Annotated in this window: 19 protein-coding genes; 12 read left to right on the top strand and 7 right to left on the bottom strand. The window is 65.0% G+C overall.

Annotation, left to right across the window (positions count from 1 at the left end):
• Window positions 1–45: 45 nt before the first annotated feature.
• The 3 genes from ACTCB7_RS05035 (at window position 46) to ACTCB7_RS05045 (ending at window position 3,741) form a co-directional block, all read left to right on the top strand.
• Complete coding sequence (locus ACTCB7_RS05035; RefSeq protein WP_463005781.1) at window positions 46–1,278, top strand: ribonucleotide-diphosphate reductase subunit beta; 1,233 nt, start codon at window positions 46–48, stop codon at window positions 1,276–1,278.
• A 622-nt stretch (window positions 1,279–1,900) separates the two neighbouring features.
• A complete protein-coding gene (gene gnd, locus ACTCB7_RS05040; RefSeq protein WP_224415579.1) occupies window positions 1,901–2,878 on the top strand; it encodes a phosphogluconate dehydrogenase (NAD(+)-dependent, decarboxylating) in 978 nt (325 codons plus the stop codon).
• Window positions 2,879–3,105: 227 nt separating this feature from the next.
• Window positions 3,106–3,741 (top strand): hypothetical protein, encoded by a 636-nt coding sequence (locus ACTCB7_RS05045; RefSeq protein ID WP_463005782.1) that lies wholly within the window; start codon window positions 3,106–3,108, stop codon window positions 3,739–3,741.
• 13 nt (window positions 3,742–3,754) lie between these two features.
• Here the strand turns inward: ACTCB7_RS05045 and ACTCB7_RS05050 are convergent, their stop codons facing one another.
• From ACTCB7_RS05050 to ACTCB7_RS05070, 5 genes are all read right to left on the bottom strand, one after another.
• Complete coding sequence (locus tag ACTCB7_RS05050; protein ID WP_463005783.1) at window positions 3,755–4,510, bottom strand: M15 family metallopeptidase; 756 nt, start codon at window positions 4,508–4,510, stop codon at window positions 3,755–3,757.
• Window positions 4,511–4,538: 28 nt separating this feature from the next.
• Window positions 4,539–5,816: a TRAP transporter large permease gene (locus ACTCB7_RS05055; RefSeq protein ID WP_463005847.1), complete on the bottom strand. Its 1,278-nt coding sequence runs from the start codon at window positions 5,814–5,816 to the stop codon at window positions 4,539–4,541.
• On the bottom strand, window positions 5,816–6,325 hold the full coding sequence (locus ACTCB7_RS05060) for a TRAP transporter small permease (RefSeq protein WP_463005784.1): 510 nt from the start codon (window positions 6,323–6,325) through the stop codon (window positions 5,816–5,818). Before ACTCB7_RS05060 ends, ACTCB7_RS05055 begins: the two co-directional genes overlap by 1 nt.
• Window positions 6,326–6,397: 72 nt before the next feature.
• Entirely contained in the window at window positions 6,398–7,432 is a 1,035-nt protein-coding gene (locus tag ACTCB7_RS05065) for a TRAP transporter substrate-binding protein (RefSeq protein WP_463005785.1), read from the bottom strand.
• 110 nt (window positions 7,433–7,542) lie between these two features.
• Window positions 7,543–8,487, bottom strand: a complete 945-nt coding sequence (locus tag ACTCB7_RS05070) for a LysR family transcriptional regulator (protein WP_463005786.1) — start codon at window positions 8,485–8,487, stop codon at window positions 7,543–7,545.
• Window positions 8,488–8,619: 132 nt separating this feature from the next.
• Between ACTCB7_RS05070 and ACTCB7_RS05075 the strand changes: the two genes are divergently transcribed.
• Both ACTCB7_RS05075 and ACTCB7_RS05080 read left to right on the top strand, forming a co-directional pair.
• On the top strand, window positions 8,620–9,108 hold the full coding sequence (locus ACTCB7_RS05075) for an N-acetyltransferase family protein (protein ID WP_463005787.1): 489 nt from the start codon (window positions 8,620–8,622) through the stop codon (window positions 9,106–9,108).
• A gap of 81 nt (window positions 9,109–9,189) precedes the next feature.
• A complete protein-coding gene (locus ACTCB7_RS05080) occupies window positions 9,190–9,345 on the top strand; it encodes a hypothetical protein (protein WP_163650317.1) in 156 nt (51 codons plus the stop codon).
• Window positions 9,346–9,355: 10 nt separating this feature from the next.
• Here the strand turns inward: ACTCB7_RS05080 and ACTCB7_RS05085 are convergent, their stop codons facing one another.
• Window positions 9,356–9,904, bottom strand: a complete 549-nt coding sequence (locus tag ACTCB7_RS05085) for a carboxypeptidase regulatory-like domain-containing protein (protein ID WP_463005788.1) — start codon at window positions 9,902–9,904, stop codon at window positions 9,356–9,358.
• A 54-nt stretch (window positions 9,905–9,958) separates the two neighbouring features.
• Window positions 9,959–10,486 carry a retropepsin-like aspartic protease family protein gene (locus ACTCB7_RS05090; protein WP_463005789.1) on the bottom strand — a complete coding sequence of 176 codons (528 nt, stop codon included), beginning with the start codon at window positions 10,484–10,486 and terminating at the stop codon, window positions 9,959–9,961.
• A 196-nt stretch (window positions 10,487–10,682) separates the two neighbouring features.
• Here ACTCB7_RS05090 and ACTCB7_RS05095 point away from each other — a divergent pair, with 196 nt between their 5' ends.
• The 7 genes from ACTCB7_RS05095 (at window position 10,683) to ACTCB7_RS05125 (ending at window position 19,131) form a co-directional block, all read left to right on the top strand.
• On the top strand, window positions 10,683–11,759 hold the full coding sequence (locus ACTCB7_RS05095; protein ID WP_463005790.1) for an HlyD family secretion protein: 1,077 nt from the start codon (window positions 10,683–10,685) through the stop codon (window positions 11,757–11,759).
• On the top strand, window positions 11,756–14,482 hold the full coding sequence (gene rbbA / locus ACTCB7_RS05100) for a ribosome-associated ATPase/putative transporter RbbA (protein WP_463005791.1): 2,727 nt from the start codon (window positions 11,756–11,758) through the stop codon (window positions 14,480–14,482). The genes ACTCB7_RS05095 and rbbA overlap by 4 nt, the downstream gene beginning before the upstream one ends.
• Window positions 14,479–15,597 (top strand): ABC transporter permease, encoded by a 1,119-nt coding sequence (locus ACTCB7_RS05105; RefSeq protein WP_463005792.1) that lies wholly within the window; start codon window positions 14,479–14,481, stop codon window positions 15,595–15,597. Before rbbA ends, ACTCB7_RS05105 begins: the two co-directional genes overlap by 4 nt.
• Window positions 15,598–15,660: 63 nt before the next feature.
• Window positions 15,661–16,782 carry an MlaE family ABC transporter permease gene (locus ACTCB7_RS05110; protein ID WP_463005793.1) on the top strand — a complete coding sequence of 374 codons (1,122 nt, stop codon included), beginning with the start codon at window positions 15,661–15,663 and terminating at the stop codon, window positions 16,780–16,782.
• On the top strand, window positions 16,779–17,570 hold the full coding sequence (locus ACTCB7_RS05115) for an ABC transporter ATP-binding protein (protein ID WP_092848708.1): 792 nt from the start codon (window positions 16,779–16,781) through the stop codon (window positions 17,568–17,570). The genes ACTCB7_RS05110 and ACTCB7_RS05115 overlap by 4 nt, the downstream gene beginning before the upstream one ends.
• A gap of 2 nt (window positions 17,571–17,572) precedes the next feature.
• Window positions 17,573–18,511, top strand: a complete 939-nt coding sequence (locus ACTCB7_RS05120) for an MlaD family protein (protein ID WP_224415590.1) — start codon at window positions 17,573–17,575, stop codon at window positions 18,509–18,511.
• Window positions 18,508–19,131, top strand: coding sequence for an ABC-type transport auxiliary lipoprotein family protein (locus ACTCB7_RS05125; protein ID WP_463005794.1), 624 nt, complete (start codon window positions 18,508–18,510; stop codon window positions 19,129–19,131). Before ACTCB7_RS05120 ends, ACTCB7_RS05125 begins: the two co-directional genes overlap by 4 nt.
• Window positions 19,132–19,141 lie beyond the last annotated feature (10 nt).

The following is a 19,141-nucleotide window of genomic DNA, read 5'->3' on the forward strand; positions in this document are numbered from 1 at the left end:
CGGCGTCAGCCCCTGACGCCGCCAGCGAGAGAACAGGACAGAGACATGCTGAACTGGGACGATTTTTACGAAGACGAGGCCCCGGCCGCCGAGCAGCCCGAACCGGCCCCCGCGCCGCAGCCGACGCCACGTGCCGAGCCGGCCGTGAAGGAAACCGGCGGCGACTACCGCCCTGCCGAGGGCGACCGGCTGGCCCGGGCCCGTGCCTCGCTGGAGGAACTCGACGTCGCCGCCGGCCTCGAGGAACTCGAGATGGGTGCCGCGCGCATCGATGTCGAGGACAAGCGCATGATCAACGCCCGCGCCGACCTCAACCAGCTCGTGCCCTTCAAGTACGAGTGGGCGTGGCAGAAGTACCTGGATGGCAGTGCCAACCACTGGATGCCCCAGGAAATCAACATGAACGCCGACATCGCGCTGTGGAAGAGCAACGACGGCCTGACCGCCGACGAGCGGCGCATCGTCGAGCGCAGCCTGGGCTACTTCTCCACCGCCGACTCGCTGGTCGCCAACAACCTGGTGCTGGCCGTCTACCGGCTGATCACCAACCCCGAATGCCGCCAGTACTTGCTGCGCCAGGCCTTCGAGGAAGCGATCCACACCCACGCCTACCAGTACTGCGTGGAATCGCTGGGCATGGATGAAGGCGAAGTCTTCAACATGTACCGCGAGGTGCCCTCGGTCTCCGCCAAGTCGGCCTGGAGCCTCAAGCACACCCAGTCGCTGGCGCGTCCGGACTTCCACACCGGCACCCCGGAAACCGACCAGGAACTGCTGCGCAACCTGATCGCCTTCTACTGCGTCACCGAAGGCATCTTCTTCTACTGCGGCTTCAGCCAGATCCTCTCCATGGGTCGGCGCAACAAGATGACCGGCGTCGCCGAGCAGTTCCAGTACATCCTGCGCGACGAGTCGATGCACCTGAACTTCGGCGTCGACATGATCAACCAGATCAAGATCGAGAACCCGCACCTGTGGACCGCCGAGTTCCAGGACGAGGTCACCCAGATGATCCTCGAGGGCACCGAACTGGAAGTCGCCTATGCCCGCGACACCATGCCCCGCGGCGTGCTGGGCATGAACGCGGCGATCATGGAGGAGTACCTGCACTTCATCTGCAACCGCCGCCTGGCGCAGATCGGCCTCAAGGAGCAGTTCCCCGGCGCGCAGAATCCCTTCCCGTGGATGAGCGAGATCATCGACCTGCGCAAGGAGAAGAACTTCTTCGAGACGCGCGTCACCGAATACCAGGTCGGCGGCGCGCTGAGCTGGGACTAAATTAGCAAGCTTTGGTCCCTACCCAATGCTTGGGTAGGGACCAATAGAAAGGCCCAGGACTGACGCCCTGGGCCCGAGAGAGGGGAAGGTGGCACTTCCCGCATCTCTTGGAGCAGGCACCTTGGCCAACTCCGATCGCGAGGGAATTCTGGTCGTGATGCTTGCTCAAGTCAACCACTGAAATGTGCAATGACGGAGGCTAGCTAGCCATGCAGTTTGATGCCGCATTAGTGAAAGAGCAAGGCGTTACATTCGCGGTCGTAGTAGTTAAAAAGCATGTTGTTAACTCACTGCACGAGAGTCAGAAGGCCATCGCCTCCTTCTCTCAGAGTTTTCCCAACACCCCAATAATTTTGATGGGGCAAGATGCACGAGGCGTCCCAACATTTAGGGGAAGACGCGACATTGTTAACTTTCTATCCAGAGTCCATGTTTCGCGACTCCCATGGAAAAGATACTCCACTGCAGCTTGAAGCCTTGAGAACAAGATGCCCGTAACTAGGGCATCTGCCTACAGGGCCATGTCACACGACATGGCCCGCTTTGCGTCCCGGCACCGCTGACGGTAGGCTTGCCGCCGTTCCGACTTCCCTATCCCCGATCCATCGTCAAAGGAAACACCATGCAACTCGGTATCATCGGCCTCGGCCGCATGGGGGGCAATATCGCCCGTCGTCTGATGCGCGGCGGCCATGAGGTCGTCGCCCACGATCAGGACCCCGCCGTCACCTCGGCGCTCATCGAGGAAGGCGCCGGCCATGCCGACAGCCTGGCGGCGATGGTCGACCGCCTCGAGGCCCCGCGCGCGGTCTGGGTGATGCTGCCGGCCGGCGAGCCTACCGAAGCCACCATCAACACCCTCGCCGAGCTGATGGCGCCGGGCGACATCATCATCGACGGCGGCAACACCTTCTACAAGGACGATATCCGCCGGGCCCGGGCACTCAAGCCCCGGGGCATCCACTACGTGGACGTGGGCACCTCCGGCGGCGTGTGGGGGCTGGAGCGCGGCTACTGCATGATGGTCGGCGCCGAGCAGGCGGTCTTCGACTATCTCGAACCGCTGTTCGACACCCTGGCGCCCGGCTACGGCGATCTCGAGCGTACCCGCGGTCGCAACGCCCCGGACGACCGCGCCGAGCGCGGCTACATCCACGCCGGCCCGGTGGGCGCCGGTCACTACGTGAAGATGGTTCACAACGGCATCGAGTACGGCCTGATGCAGGCCTATGCCGAAGGCTTCGAGCTGATGCAGAGCAAGTCCTCGGACGCCCTGCCGGAGGATGAGCGCTTCGACCTGAACCTGGCGGATGTGGCCGAGGTCTGGCGGCGCGGCAGCGTGGTTTCCTCCTGGCTGCTCGATCTCACCGCCCAGGCACTGGCCGGCGACCCGCGGCTCGACCACTACACCGGCGCCGTCGCCGACAGCGGCGAGGGCCGCTGGACGATCGACGCCGCCGTCGAGCAGGGTGTGGCCACCCCGGTGCTGGCCAATGCACTGTTCTCGCGCTTCAGCTCGCGCAAGGAAAACACCTACGCCAACCGCCTGCTCTCGGCGATGCGCTTCGGCTTCGGCGGCCACGTCGAGCCGCCGAAGTAATCTCGCCTTCGGAAACGCAATGGGCCGCCCGGGCGTGACAACACTCGGGCGGCCCGAACTTGCGCTCAACCTGATCGACATCAATGGCGCCGACCTTTCCCGCCCACGACGTGCGATACTGATTTACGCTGGACGGGATAAAACGCGAGCGATGGCAGCCCCTTCACGTTCACGACGCCGCATCGCGCCACACGGTCTGTCGTCCTTTCAGGTACCGGAGAACCAGTATGCTAGACGCCCTCGCCCTGCTGATGATCTTCATCGGGGTCGCCTTCTCGATCTACCAGCTCTATGACATCTACTACGATCAGAACTTCGGCGATGATGAATTGATCGCCCGGGGGGATGTGCCGGACATGGAGGCCCTGGCGCAGCTGGCGGCAGGTGCCGACGACGACGCCTTCCGCCACGCGATTCGCTCGACGTTCGGCGAGAACGTCGACGAAGGCGTGATCCGCCGGGTCCTGGCCAGCGAATCGCGTCAGGCCTGTGCCGAGCCGCTGCTGCGTCGCGGTCACCGGATCGTGTTCGACGGCGGGCTGCGGGTCCGGCATCTGCCATTCTGGGAGACTCGCCCGCCACGCCACAGCTTTCGAGCCACGCTGCTGCTGCTCATCCTGGGCTGCTGCCTGGCGGTGCTGTTCATGGGCGGGCTGAGCATCTACACCATTGCCTATCCGCTCTCGGCCGCCTGGCTGAGCTGGGCCAACGTCCCCTGGATACTGATGGTGGTGATCTACGGCCTGATCGCGCTGACCCACCTGCTGGCCCGACTCGACAAGTATCTCCACGACCTCCACGAGCTCGGCCGGCTAGACGAGCCGCCGGCCCGCGACGCGCCCCTGCACCCGAAGGCGCCGTAACTCTCACTAACCCTCACTCCACCAGCCCCAGCGAGCGCCGCCAGCGGGCTTCCAGGCTGTCCGGCGCCGTGGCACCGAACAGTGCCCGGGGCTCACCGCGATACCAGGCCCACATCTGGTCGCCGTAGCTGTAGTGCCACCACTCGCTGGGCAGGTTGGCAAAGCCAGCATCGACCATGGCGTGGTAGAGGATGCGCCGCCGGTCGCGCCAGAGGCGCGACTCGGCATCGTCGGCGTGATGCTCGAAATGCACAGTGTGCGAGCTGGCCCGCGCCTCGTCGAAGGCCGAGCCCATGTCGAGCAGCAGGCCATCGGCGTCGCACAATGCGACATCCACCGCGCCACCGGTCAGGTGCGGGCTGGGACATTCCGCACGCTCGCTGGGCGGCGACACGAAGGCACGGGTCAGCTCATGGCGATCCGCGGCATCGAGATCGGCATAGCGCGCCTCGACCATGCCCAGCAGGGTGTCGTAAAGGTAGCGCTGCACCACGTAGGGGCGCCAGGCGTCGAGCACCACCAGCCCCAGCCCTTCCGGCAGGTGGCGCGCCACCTGCAATAGCCGCCGGTAGAGCGCCTCGCGCGTCCAGCACTCGGGTACCGCCCGGGGCACACCCAGGGTGTGGTAAATGGGCAGGGTGCGCAGTGCCGGCGCGGCGAGGCTCAGCGGATGCAGCGGCGCGCCCTCGTCGACGATGGGGATGGCCGCAATGATCTCCCACTGCGGCTCGGCGATGTCAGCGATGGGGCGTCGGGTCGGATCAGTCACGTTCGCGTGGTTCATGGTCAGGATGCAATCAGCCCAGGGTTTCGGGTAGCCAGGTAATCAGGCCAGGGAAGAGGATCAGCACCAGCAGCACCGCCACTGCGGTCAGGATGAACGGCCAGATGGTGCGGAACAGCACGGTGATGTCGAGGCGGCTGACCGCCGCGGCGATGAACAGGCAGGCGCCCATCGGCGGCGTGATCAGGGCGATGGTGATGTTCAGGGTGATGATGATGCCCAGAGCCACCGGGTCGATGCCGGCGGACAGCGCCACCGGGGTGAACACCGGCGAGAGCAGCATCAGCGCCGAGACTTCCTCCATGAACATGCCGGTGACGAAGGTGATCGCGCTGAGCAGCAGCAGCACGATGACCGGGGAGTCGATAAACGGCTCGAGCAGCCCGGCAAAGCGATCCGGCGCTTGGGCATAGGCCAGCTCCCAGCTGATCACCGAGGAGATGCCGATGATCATGAAGATCGCCGCGGCCAGCCGCGTGGTCTCCACCACCGCCCGCCAGAAGGCGCCCGGGCGCAGCTCGCCCATCGCCAGGCCGCACAGGGCGACATAGAGTACGGTCAACGCCCCGGACTCGGTGGGCGTGACGAAGCCCAGCACGATCCCGGCGACGATGATGAATGGCGCGACCAGCGCCGGCAGCGCACCGCGTACCGCCTCGACCACCTCGTTCATCGCGGGCAGCGTGGTGCGCCGCTCGAGGCCGGCGCGCCGGGCATGGAAGGCATTCATCGCCATGAACGCCAGCGCCAGCAGCAGGCCCGGCACCACACCGCCGAGGAACAGCTGGCCGACCGAGGTATTGGTCTGCGCACTGTAGAGGATCATGAAGATGCTCGGCGGGATGATCGGCCCGATCAGCGAGCTGCCGGCGGTCAGCCCGGCGGCGAAGGCGGTGGAATAGCCCTCGCGAGTCATCGCCGGCACCAGCAGCGCACCCAGCGCCGAGGCGTCGGCGGCCGCCGAACCGTTGACCCCGGACATGAAGACGCTGCCCACCACGTTGACGTGACCGATGCCGCCGCGCAGATGGCCAACCAGCAGACGCGCGACGCGCATCAGCCGCTCGGTCATGCCGCAGGCGTTCATCAGGTTGCCGGCGAGGATGAACAGCGGAATCGCCATCAAGGAGAAGCTGTTCAGGCCACCGAAGAACTGCTGCGGCATCATCCGCGCGACCATTCCCGGGTCGACGAACACGAAACCCACCAGCGCGGTGACGATCAGCGTCAGAAACAGCGGGATGCCCAGCAGGGTGTTGGCCAGCAGGGTGACGAACATCGTGGCGACCATCATGAGGTAGCCCCCTCGGCGGCGTTCGTGTCATCGGCACCGGGTTGCGGCAGCGGGTTCGGGCCGTAGATCAGCACCTGCAGCGCGAGCAGGCCAAAGCCCAGCGGCATGGCCATCATGGGGATGGTGCGGCTGATGCCCAGCCCCTGGGAGGTGAAGTAGCCGACCGACAGCGCGTAATGCCAGCTCCACCAGGTCATCGCCAGGGCCAGGACCAGCGTCAGCAGCCACTGATAGGCCAGCAGCACGCGGCGGGCGGTCGCGCCCAGGCGGCGCTCGAGCAGCGCCACGCGCATGTGCTCGCCGCGCACCCAGACGTTGCCGGCGATCAGCAGCGCCGAGGCGATCAGGCAGTAACGGGCGAGTTCGTCGCTCCAGATCGGCGCCTGGCCGACCACGTAGCGGGTAATGACGCCATAGAGGATGTCGACCAGCGTGATCAGCAGTGCCAGGCCGCCGAGGCCGGTGGTGACCCGCCCCAGCAGCGTCAGCAGGGTATTTCGGAACATGGTGTTGTCACACGCTCATGGCCGGCCGACGGCCGACCATGAGGCATGCCTCGTCGAGTGAATGGAGAGCGGTCAGTCGGCGAGCAGGTCGCCCTGCCCGGCATCCTCGAGAGCCATCTTGATCCACTCGTCGCCGATATCCTTCTGCCGGAGCCAGTCGATGTAGGCCGGCTGCCCCTTCTCGCGGAAGGCGGCGAGCTCCTCGTCGGAGGGTTCGATCACCTGCATGCCGTGGTCGGCGAGGAACTGGATGCGCTCGTCGACACGCTTCTCGACGTCCTCGCGGTTGAGCGCGTTGGCCTCCTTCACGGCCGCATCAATCGCCTGGCGGTCCTCCTCGGAGAGACCGTCGTACCAGCTGCCGTTGGCAATCAGGAACTGATCCGAATACTGCACGTTGGCCAGCGTCAGGTACTTCTGCACCTCGTAGAGGCTGCCCATGATGATGTACATCGGCGGGTTCATCTGGCCGTCGGCGACATTGGTCTTGAGCGCCATGTAGGTATCGGTCCAGGGGATCGGCGTGCCGGACGCGCCAAAGGCCTCGTAGAGCGCCACCTGGCTGGGATCCATGGCACGGAAGCGCAGGCCGTCGAAGTCGTCCGGGCTGCTGATGGGACGCTTGGAGTTGGTGAAATCGAGGAAGCCGCCCTCCTCGATCACCCCGAGCAGCTCGGCGCCGGTGCGCTCCTTCAGGGTGTTCTCGACCTTGTTCCAGTAGTCGCCCTCGTCGAAGAACTGGTGGGCGGCGTCGTAGTCCTCGAACAGGAAGGGGATCGCGCTGACGTAGATCTCCGGCACGATCGGTGACAGGCCGGCGAACGAGGCGATGTTCAGGCTCGGCGAGTTGATCACCTGCTCCATGCGTTCCTGCTCTTCGCCGAGCATCGAGTTGGGGTAGAGCTTGAGCTGGATGTCGCCGTCGGTCTTCTCCTCGACCAGTCGCTTGAGGTTGCTGGCGAACAGGTGCACGGCGTTCTTGTCGGTATCGGGCGGACCGTTGTAGCTCAGGTTGATGGTCGTGGCGGCGTTGGCCAGGCTCGCTGTGGCGAGCATACCCGTCGCGGTGACGGCCAGCAGGGCATTGTGAAGGGTGGGAATACGCATGAAAGGCTCCTTGTTATTGTGCGAGTTCGCGTGAAACCGGCGTCGGCCAAGGACGACACATCGACGCTAGCCGTTGCGCTGTTGACCTTTCAAGCGCACAACCGTTGCCCTCAGGGCAACACCCGTGAATCCAGGAGCCGAGGCGCATCGGCGCTGAAGAAACGCATGCTGCGTCGCAGGTGCCTGATGAAGGCCTGGGCGGCCACCGTCAGCGGCCGTTCGGCCTGGCTGACGATGCGCGCCCGGGCATGGCGCAGTACCCCGGCCTCGACCTCGCGGGCGACGATGCTGCCCTCGTGGATCTCCTCGAGCACGGTCAGCTCGGGCATGAAGGTCACGCCCAGCCCCGAACGCACGAAGTTCTTGAGCACCGACACCGAGTTGGTCTTCATTCGCGGCCGGTAGGAGAGATGAGCCTCGTAGAGTGCCATGTCGACCAGCTGCCCCATGCCGGTGTGGCTGTCGATCAGCGCCAGCGGGTGCTCGGCGATCGCTGCCAGTGGCAGCGGCGCTACCGCCCGGGCCAGGGCGTGGCCGGCGGGCACGATCAGGTCGAGCGGCTGGCAGCGATCGATGTGCGAGACCAGTTGCGGGTCGTCGGGCGGCGCGTAGAGCAGCGCCAGGTCGACGGCATCCTCCTTGACCAGCATCATCGCCTCGGTGAGGCCGGCCATGTGGACCTCGATCTCCAGGCCCGGATAGGTGGCCAGGAAGTTCTGCAGCGGCGCCGAGATCAGATCGGCGATGAAGCCCTCGCCGACGGCGATGCGCACCTCGCCACGCTCGAGGTTCTGCAGCGCCTGCAGGCGCGACAGCGTGGCCCGCTCGGCGGCGCGCTGGTCGCGATAGTGGCGCAGGATCAGCTCGCCCGCCGGGGTCAGCGCAACCCGCGAGGCACGCACCAGCAGCAGGGTATCCAGCTCCTCCTCGAGGGCGCGCAACTGGCGACTGAGCGCCGACGGATTGACGCCCAGCTGGGCGGCAGCACGGCGCAACGAGCCGTAGTGGACAATGGCGTCGAGGTATTCCAGGGCGCGGGTCTTGAAGGGGCTCATCACGAACTCGGCTCGGCAGGCGGTCTCTTCATCTTTGCGGCCGCGGCGTCGCGACCTTCACGAAAGAGCATCATACTCCGACCACTTCGCTCGAGCGCATTACGTCCCTCGTGACCGTGCTAGGGTGGAGGCATGTCCGCCAACGCTCCCAGCACGCCACATTTGCGCCCCGCCCGAGGCGACGACCTCGACACCGTGCTCGCCTGGCCCGCCGACGCCGCGGCGAGCCGGCGCTGGGCGGGGCCGCGGCTGCCCTACCCGACCACGGCCAACACCGCCTGGATGACACTGGAGGCTTCGCCGGAGAACAGCTTCGCGCTGGTCGACGCCGACGGCGCGCTGCTCGGTTTCGGCCAACTACTGCGCTGGGACTATCGAGTGGTGCATCTGGCACGACTGATCGTCGCCCCGGCTCAGCGCGGCCGCGGCCTGGGGCGCGAGCTCTGTCGGGCGCTGATCGCTCGCGCCAGCGAGGCGTTCGAGGCCCGCCGGTTGACCCTCAACGTCTATGCTGACAACCATACTGCCTTAAGCCTGTATCGCTCGCTGGGCTTCACCGAACTGCTGCGCAACGAAGCCGGTGACGTGATCTTCATGAGCCTGGTATTGTCTTTACGTTGAGCCGTTGCCCCGGGAATTTGCCAGGCGTACCGAGACGCGGTAGCTTGAGGCAACGGAATACTTGAGTGGAGTACTCGGAGAATGAATCAGCGCAAGAGTGTCATCACCCGCGTCTACGTTCCCACCCATGTCCGTGACCTGCCCAACGGCGAACGGGAGACGATTCCCGGGCATTACCGGACGCCCGAGACCGGCCAGGAGTCAACGGACAACGACGGCGATACCCACGACTCCTGAGCCTCGTGCGTCATCGGCTCAGGTCGACCTCGAGCGTCTGCCCCCTGCCGACCTCGATCTGCTTGAGGATCAAGGGGCTGCGCGACTGGCCGCCGGGCAGCAGCACGCTGCCGGCGACGTAGAACACCCCCGCCGGAATGTCATGGGCCACGAAATAGCCATTGGCGTCGGTCTCGGCGTAATGGGTGTATTCCCGTGCCCGCGGATCGGCGGGTTCGATGCGCTTGCCGGCCAGCGCCACCTCGGCGGCTTCGGCGGAGTATTGGGTAGCCGGCGCGATCGATACCGTCTCGTGGGCGCCGACGAGCGTCTGTCCTTTTGAGGTGGTGTAGCTCAGACGCCCCTTGATCGTCGCGCTGCCGTGCTTGTCGAGCTTGGCGTAGGTCTCGGCGGGAAACGGCACCTTGCGTTCGACCATCCCCGGCTGTCCGGGCGCCTCGCCACCGCGCTCGATGACTGTCGGGCGGCCCGTCTCGCCGCCCCCCGGCAGCATGCTCTGTAATCCCTGACAGCCGCTGAGCAGCAGTCCCAGCAACACCACTCCCATCCATTGGCGCATCACAGCCTCCCCTCCATGCCCAAGCCGCTCGGGCCTGATTTATCGACACGGCGCTTACGTCTCGTCATGCGTCGGCGCGCTCAGCACCATCTGCGAACCACGAATCCGGATATCGAAACGGCCGAGAAAACTCATCCCCAGCAGGGCAGTATCGACGCCGATGCCCGCGTTGATCGAGCCGCCAACGTCGCGGGCCCGCAGGCCACCCAGCGAAACCTCGTCGAGAGTCGTCAGGAACCCGCTGGCGCGCCCGTTGGCGGTATCGAACGTGGCCCGAATACCGCGCTCGAGCCCCAGGCGATCGGCGAGACCGGCGGGAATTGAGACCAGACTGGCGCCGGTGTCCAGCAGGAAGGTCACCGGCTCACCGTTGATACGTCCGGTGGCCACAAAGTGCCCGCTGGCATTGCGCGTCAGAGTGATCGGCCCAGTACCTTCGTCCTCCACGAGTCCGGCATTAGGATTGTGCCGCGTCGTCAGGCGATCCTGAAACCAGAGTACTGCCAGGCCCAGCAGGATCACCCAGAACAGCACCATCATGCCCAGGCCGGTGCGTCGCACGCCGTCGTTATTATCGTTCATTTTACCTCGATCATTGCTCCCGTCGGCGTGTCACACTACCCGAGAGAGCCGCCCAGCATAGTCATCAGGACGACACTCTGGCAGACAATCACGATGCTACTACTCTGACATTCGTTGATGTATGTCATGTTGCGTGTCGTCAATACACAGATAATGAAACAAGAACTGACCACTGCAATTGGGCAGGATATCAAGCATGCGCCAAGAACTCCGCAAACCCCTGATCTGGGGCCTGCTCCTCGTCTCCGTTCTCGCGATCGCGGCCACGCTGGCCTGGTGGGAGCTGCGTCCCGAAGAGCTCGACGAGTCGATCGCCAGCGGCAACGGGCGCATCGAGGCCACGGAACTGGACGTGGCGACCAAGCTGAGCGGCCGTGTCGCCGAGATTCTGGTCGACGAAGGCGACTTCGTTTCCCCCGGCCAGCTTCTGGCGCGCATGGACACCCGAACCCTCGAAGCGGAGTTGCGTCAGGCCCAGGCCGAATTGCAGCGCATGCGCAACGCCCTGCAGACCGCCCAGGCCACGGTGGCACAGAATGAAAGCAACAAGGCGGCGGACGAAGCCGTCGTGCATCAGCGCCAGGCGGAGTTGACCGCGGCGCGCAAGCGCTACGAGCGCTCCAATGCCCTGCTCCAGCGTAACGCCATTTCCCGTCAGCAGGTGGATGATGACCTGGCGGCCATGCAAAGCGCCGAAGCGGCGCTGGCGGCGGCCAAGGCCCAAGTCTCGGCCGCCCAGGCCGCCATCGTCGCGTCACGCTCCCAGGTCGTCGAGGCGCAGTCCGCCATCGACGCCGCCGAGGCCAGCGTAGCGAAGACCCAGGCGGACCTGGAAGACAGCCAACTGCGTGCCGACCGCCTGGCCCGGGTACAGTATCGCGTGGCGGAACCCGGCGAAGTCCTCGCGTCCGGTGGCAAGGTTCTCAATCTGATCGATTTGACTGACGTCTACATGACGTTCTTTCTGCCCACCTCGCAGGCCGGTCGCGTGGCGCTGGGCGACAAGGTGCACCTGGTGCTGGACGCTGCCCCGGAGTACGTGATTCCCGCCCGCGTCAGCTTCGTCGCCAGCGCCGCTCAGTTCACGCCCAAGACAGTGGAGACCGCCAGTGAGCGTGAGAAACTCATGTTTCGGGTTCGGGCACGCATCGATCCACAACTACTCAAGGAACATCTCAAGCAGGTCAAGACCGGCCTACCTGGCATGGCCTACCTCAAGCTCGATTCCGAGTCCGAGTGGCCCGATTCACTTCAGGTGAACGTTTCAACATGACCGGGGACATCGTCGCACGGCTGCACAATGTTGGTCTGCAGTACACTAAAACCATGGCCTTAGCCGACGTGAGCCTCGAGATCCCGGCCAGGCAAATGGTCGGGCTGATCGGTCCCGATGGCGTTGGCAAGTCGAGCCTGCTGGCGTTGATCGCCGGGGCCAGACGCCTCCAGGCAGGCGGCGTGGAAGTGCTCGGGGGTGACATGGCGAACGCTGAGCATCGCCGCCTCACGGGGCCGCGCATCGCCTACATGCCCCAGGGACTTGGCAAGAACCTGTATGCGACGCTGACCGTACGCGAGAACCTCGAGTTCTTCGCTCGCCTGTTCGGCCAGGAGCGGGCCGAGCGCGAGCGGCGCATTGCCGACCTGACCCGCAGTACCGGCCTGGCCGATTTCACCGAGCGCCCCGCCGGCAAGCTCTCTGGCGGCATGAAGCAGAAACTGGGCTTGTGCTGCGCGCTGATCCACGACCCCGACCTGCTGATCCTCGACGAGCCCACGACCGGGGTCGATCCGCTCTCGCGCAGCCAGTTCTGGGACCTGATCGCCCGCATCCGCCAACAGCGCCCGCACATGAGCGTCCTGGTGGCCACGGCCTACATGGACGAGGCTCAGCGCTTCGACTGGCTGGTGGCGATGAACGACGGCCGGATACTCGCCACCGGCACGCCCGAGACCCTACTCGAGCAGACCCACTGCACGACGCTGGAAGAGGCGTTCGTCGCATTGCTGCCGACGGAAAAACGCCGCGGCCACCGCCAATTGACCATTCCACCGCGACCCGCCAACGACGACATCGCCATCGAGGCCCATGGCCTGACCAAGCGCTTCGGCAACTTCACCGCGGTGGATCATGTCGATTTTCGCATCGAACGTGGCGAGATCTTCGGCTTCCTCGGCTCCAACGGCTGCGGCAAGTCGACCACCATGAAGATGCTGACCGGCCTACTGCCGTTCGAGGAAGGCCAGGCCCAGCTTTTCGGTCAGCCGGTCGATCCCAACGACATCGAGACCCGGCGGCGGGTCGGCTACATGTCGCAGGCGTTCTCGCTGTACAGCGAACTCAGTGTGGGACAGAACCTCGACCTCCATGCCCGCCTGTTTCACCTGCCCGACGCCGACTACCGCCAGCGCCGCCAGGAACTGCTGACCCGTTTCGATCTGGAGAGCGTCGTCGACCAGCTTTCCGGCCGCCTGCCGTTGGGCGTTCGTCAGCGCCTGTCGCTGGCGGTGGCGGTGCTGCACCGTCCGGAAATCCTGATCCTCGACGAGCCGACCTCCGGCGTCGATCCGGTCGCCCGCGACAATTTCTGGGCCCAACTGGTCAAGATGTCGCGCGAGGATGGCGTCACCATCTTCATCTCGACCCACTTCATGAACGAGGCCATGCGCTGCGACCGCATCTCGCTGATGCATGCCGGCCGGGTGCTCGCCAGCGATACGCCACAGGCACTGATGGCGAGCCGTGGCAGCGACACGCTGGAACAGGCTTTCATCGCCTACCTGCGTGAGGCCAGGCAGGTCTCGGAAGAGCCGAACGACAGCGCTCCCGCAGCCCCCCCTTCCGTCGTTACGGCAACGGCCGACGTCCCGCCGCCACGCTTCAGCTGGCGACGGCTGTTCAGCTATGCTCGCCGCGAGAGCATGGAGCTGCGCCGCGATCCGGTACGTGCCACGCTGGCCCTGGTCGGGACGCTGCTGCTCATGTTCATCGTCGGCTACGGCATTACCATGGACGTGGAAGATCTGTCCTTCGCCGTGCTCGACCGCGACCAGACCACGACCAGCCAGCACTATATTCTCGACCTGTCCGGCTCACGCTACTTTCACGAAAAGGCGCCACTGCAAAGTTACGACGACCTCGACACGCGGCTGCGCAACGGCGATATCAGTCTGGCCGTGGAAATCCCGCCCGATTTCGGGCGCGATCTCAAGCGCGGCGACTCGCCTCAGGTGTCCTACTGGATCGACGGTGCAATGCCCACTCGCGCCAGCACCATCCGCGGTTATGTCCAGGGCATCCACGCCAGCTATCTGCAGGAACTGGCCCGCGACAACGATGCCCCCGGCAGCGGACAGGTCGATATCGCCCTTCGCTATCGCTACAACCCCGACGTTCAGAGCCTGCCGGCGATGGTGCCTGGAGTCATTCCGCTGCTGTTGATGATGATTCCCGCCATGCTGACCGCGTTGGGCGTGGTACGCGAGAAGGAGCTCGGTTCGATCACCAACTTCTACGTCACCCCGGTAACGCGTCTCGAGTTCCTGATCGGCAAGCAGCTGCCCTACGTGGCCATGGGCATGATCAATTTCGTCCTGCTCGTGCTGCTGGCGATCCTGGTGTTCGGCGTGCCGGTCAAGGGCAGCCTGCCGACGCTGGCTCTGGGGGCACTACTTTACGTGATGTGCGCCACCGGACTGGGTTTCCTGTTCTCGGCCCTGTTCAATAGCCAGATTGCGGCGATCTTCGGCACCGCCATCGGCACCCTGGTGCCGGCGATCCAGTTCTCGGGCATGATCCATCCCGTATCGTCACTGGAGGGCGCCTCAGCCGTAATCGGCCAGCTCTACCCCACCAGCCATTTTCTGATCATCAGCCGAGGCATCTTCTCCAAGGCCCTCGGACTGGCCGAACTTTATCCCTATTTCCTGGCCCTGCTGGCAACCATCCCGGTGTTGAGCCTGCTGAGCCTCGCCGGCCTCAGGAAGCAGGAGACATGATGCGCATCCTCTCCAACATTTTTCAGCTCGGGCTCAAGGAACTGCGCACGCTCCTGCGCGATCCCGCCATGCTGCTGCTGATCGTCTACGCCTTCAGCATCAGCATCTATTCCAGCGCCACGGCGATGCCGGAGACCCTGCACCGGGCCGCGATCGCCATCGTCGACGAGGATCGCTCGCCTGCCTCGCAACGCCTCATCGATGCCTTTCAGGCGCCCTACTTCCTGCCGCCGGAACTTACGGGACACGCCGACATGGACGAGGGCATGGACGAGGGACGCTACACCTTCACGCTGAACATCCCCCCCGGTTTCCAGCGCGACCTGCTCGACGGCGATACGGTCACGATCCAGCTCAACGTCGATGCGACCCAGATCAGTCAGGCATTCACCGGCGCCGGTTACATCCAGGAAATCGTCAACGATGAAGTCGCCACCTTCCTGGCGGGACACGACCCCGATGCCGTCACTCCCGTTCAGGCGGTGGTGCGCGTGGCCTACAATCCCAATCTGGATCAGGCCTGGTTCGGCGCCGTGAACGAGGTCATCAACCAGATTACCATGCTGTCGATCATCCTCACCGGCGCGGCGCTGATCCGCGAACGCGAACATGGCACCATCGAGCACCTGCTGGTCATGCCGGTCACGCCCTTCGAGATCATGACGGCCAAGGTCTGGTCGATGGGTCTGGTAGTCCTGGTGGCCTCCGCCTTCGCCCTGCGCGTGGTCGTGGAAACCTGGTTGCAGGTCCCTATCGCCGGTTCGGTCGCCCTGTTCCTGTTCGGCGCCATGTTGCATCTGTTCGCCACGACTTCCATGGGCATCTTCTTCGGCACCGTGGCACGCTCCATGCCGCAGCTCGGGCTGCTGATCATCCTCACGCTGATCCCGTTACAGGTGCTGTCCGGCGGCACGACGCCGCGGGAAAGCATGCCGGTGTTCATTCAGGACATCATGCTCGCCGCTCCGACCACTCACTTCGTGATGCTGGGGCAAGGCATCCTGTTTCGAGGGGCGGGGCTGGCCATCGTCTGGCCGCAGCTATTGGCACTGCTGGTGATTGGCGCGGCTTTCTTCCTGTTCGCCCTGTCCCGGCTACGCAAGTCGCTGAGCTGAAAGAACATACCTGTTGTCATGCTTACTGATAGGAACTGTAATTCTTCCGAGATGTCTTCGCCCATGAAAGAGCCGGGCTATATTGACCAGCACGGCAACCATCTGACCATCGTCGGTGACTGGACGCTGCCGTATTATGCCGCTTTACGCCTCGAACTCGATCGCCGCCCCCGGCATGAGACTACCGCCACGACCATCGACCTCACTAAACTCCGAGCCCTGGACACCGCCGGTGCCGCCTTGTTGATGGAACTCGTCGGTGCCCGATGGCTTGCTGAGATAGACGAACGGGCACCCGAATTGCCGACGACACGCCGCGCCCTGCTGCGCACCTTGGGCGAGGCCATGATCGACAACCCGCCTCCCTCGGCGCGGCCCGGTCGACCATTGTGGGACACCCTGGCCCGGACCGGCCAGCACGTCGAAGGAATCTGGCAGCAGCAATACCAGTTGCTCGGCTTCATCGGCCAAGTGCTCGCCACCCTCGCCGTCACGGCCTGGTGGCCGCGACGCTGGCGACTTACCTCAATGGTGGCCCAACTGCACCAGACAGGCCTCAACGCCCTGCCCATTGTTGCCTTGCTGACCTTCCTGGTGGGCGCAGTGGTGGCCTTTCTCGGCGCCACGGTGCTGCGCGACTTCGGCACCACTATTTACACGGTCAACCTGGTCGCCTTTGCCTTCCTTCGTGAGTTCGGCGTGCTACTCGCTGCCATCCTGCTCGCCGGTCGTACCGCCAGCGCCTTTACCGCCCAGCTCGGTGCCATGAAGGTCAATGAGGAACTCGACGCCGTGCGTACCCTCGGCCTCGACCCCATCGAGTTGCTTGTGCTGCCGCGGGTGCTGGCGATGATGCTGAGCCTGCCGATCCTTACCTTCGTGGGCATGTTGAGCGGCATTCTCGGCGGTGCCCTGGTCTGCCTGCAGGCCCTGGATATCTCGCTTATCCAGTTTCTGGCCATCCTGCAGCGTGACATCCCGCTCAACCACTTCCTGGTGGGACTCGCCAAGGCACCGCTGTTTGCCTTCCTCATTGCAGTAATCGGTTGCCTGGAGGGCTTCAAGGTCAGCGGCAGCGCCCAGTCGGTGGGCGAACACACCACCTCGAGCGTGGTGCAGTCGATCTTCGTGGTGATTCTGCTGGATGCAGTGGCGGCGCTGTTCTTCATGGAGATGGGCTGGTGAGCGCGTCCCGGGAACCACTGATCCGGGTTCGCGGACTGGCCAACCGCTTCGGCCAGCACAGCGTTCATGAGAACCTCGATCTCGACCTCTACCCGGGCGAGATCCTCGGAGTAGTCGGCGGCTCGGGCACCGGCAAGTCGGTTCTGCTGCGCAGCATCGTCGGCCTGTTGCGGCCCAGCGCCGGGCGCATCGAGGTGTTCGGTGAAGACCTCCCGCAGCTCCCCGCCCGGGATCGCTCCCGAGTGGAACGCCGTTTCGGAGTGCTCTTCCAGCGTGGTGCGCTGTTCACCTCACTGACCCTGCAGGAGAACGTCGCCCTGCCACTGATCGAGCACGCCGGACTCCCCCGCGCCGACGCCGAAGCCCTGGCCCGGGTCAAGCTGGCCCTGGCCGGCCTGCCCGGGGAGGTCGCGATCCTGTACCCCGCCGAACTCTCTGGCGGCATGATCAAGCGGGCCGCGCTAGCGCGTGCCCTGGCACTGGACCCCGAAGTGCTGTTCCTGGACGAGCCGACGGCGGGCCTGGACCCGATCGGTGCGGCGGCCTTCGATCGCCTGATTCTGACCCTGCGCGACGCCCTGGGTCTGAGCGTTTTCCTGGTCACTCATGACCTGGACACTCTCTATGCCGCCTGCGATCGGGTGGCCGTGCTATCGCGCCGGCGTGTGCGGGTTGCCGATCGGCTCGACATCGTCGCGGCCACCGACGATGAATGGATCCACGACTACTTTCATGGCCCCCGAGGCCGCGCCGCCTATCGGGCGGCCCATCCAGAAGAGAGCCCCTGACGATGGAACCTCGTGCTCATCATGTGCTGATCGGACTGTTCACGGTGATTACCCTGGGTAGCGCGCTGCTGTTCGCCCTCTGGCTCGGCAAGTCCAGCGTTGACCGCGACTATGCCTGGTACGAGATTCGCTTCAACCGGGCCGTCAGCGGGCTCGCCGAGGGCAATGCAGTCCAGTACAGCGGTATCGAGGTCGGCGATGTAGTCAGGCTACGCCTCGATCCCCAGGACCCGCGCCAGGTACGGGCGCTGATCCGCGTCTATAGCGACGTTCCAGTGAAGCAGGATACCCGCGCCAGCCTGGCGCTGGCCAACATCACTGGCACCATGAACATCCAACTGCTCGGCGGCACCCCGCAGAGTCCGCGCCTGCAAGGCGGCCGCGACGATCCTCCACTGATCCAGGCCGAACCTTCGCCGCTGAGCTCGCTGCTCGCCAACAGCGAGGAGCTCTTCGCCCAGGTGGAGCGCTTGCTGACCAGCGCCAACCGGCTGCTTTCCGCAGAGAATGCCGAAAGTCTGACGCGCACCCTGGGCAACCTGGAGAGCGTCTCGCGGGCGTTGGTCGACCAGCGTCACGCCCTCGGCGAAGCCATGGCGCGCTTCGGACGGGCCGGCGAGCAGTTCGAGGCGGCCCTCGAAAGTTTCAGCCGACTGGGCGAGACTGCCAACGGCCTACTGGACAAGGAGGGTGGCGAGGCTCTGCAGAGTGCCCGCCGCGCGATGCAATCGCTGGAGTCCACTACCGCCCGGCTGGATAGCCTGACCGCACGCCACGAGGGCTCTCTGGCCAGGGGCCTTCAAGGCGTGGGCGAACTCGACCCGGCCATGCGCGAGCTGCACGCTACGCTGCGCGTCCTGAACCGTCTGGTGCGGCGCTTCGAGGAGAATCCGGCCGAAGCCTTGCAGGGCCGCAACGAGATGCAGGAGTTCAGTCCATGAGCCTATCGCGCATGCCACGCCTCGCCATGCCGCTGCTGGTGCTGAGCGGACTGCTTTCAGGCTGCAGCCTGCTCCCCGAACGCGAGCCGGTACGCCTTTTCACGCTATCCGAACCGTCACTCTCAGCGTCCCCTGGTAGCGCCTGTGACCTGACCCTGAGGGTCGATACCCCCAGTGCCGGGTCGCCGCTGGATGGCCCGCGCCTACTGATCATGCCTTCCCCCGGCGAGTTCCAAGCCTATGCCGGGGCACGCTGGCGTGATGATGCCCCGCTGCTAGTGCGCGATCATCTAATCGAAGCCTTCCGCCTCGATGGTCGGCTGGCCGCTGTGGTGGACGATGCCAGTCGGGCGCGCAGCGACGCCACCCTAGCGAGCCAGCTAGGGGCCTTCTATAGCCGCTACCGCAAGGGCACGCTCGAGGTAATGGTCCGCCTTGACGTCCAGCTTCTCGACGAGGCGAACCGCGAGGTGCTGGCCAGCCAACGCATCGAGGTAGCGGCACCCAGTGATGACGACGGCCTGGAGTCCGTGGTCGAAGCCTTCGGCCACGCCGCCGACCAGCTCGCCAGCGAGTTGGTCGATTGGACGCTCAGAGAATTAGCGTCCCAAAAGTCGTGAGTGATGCCCG

Source organism: Modicisalibacter sp., assembly GCF_055145905.1.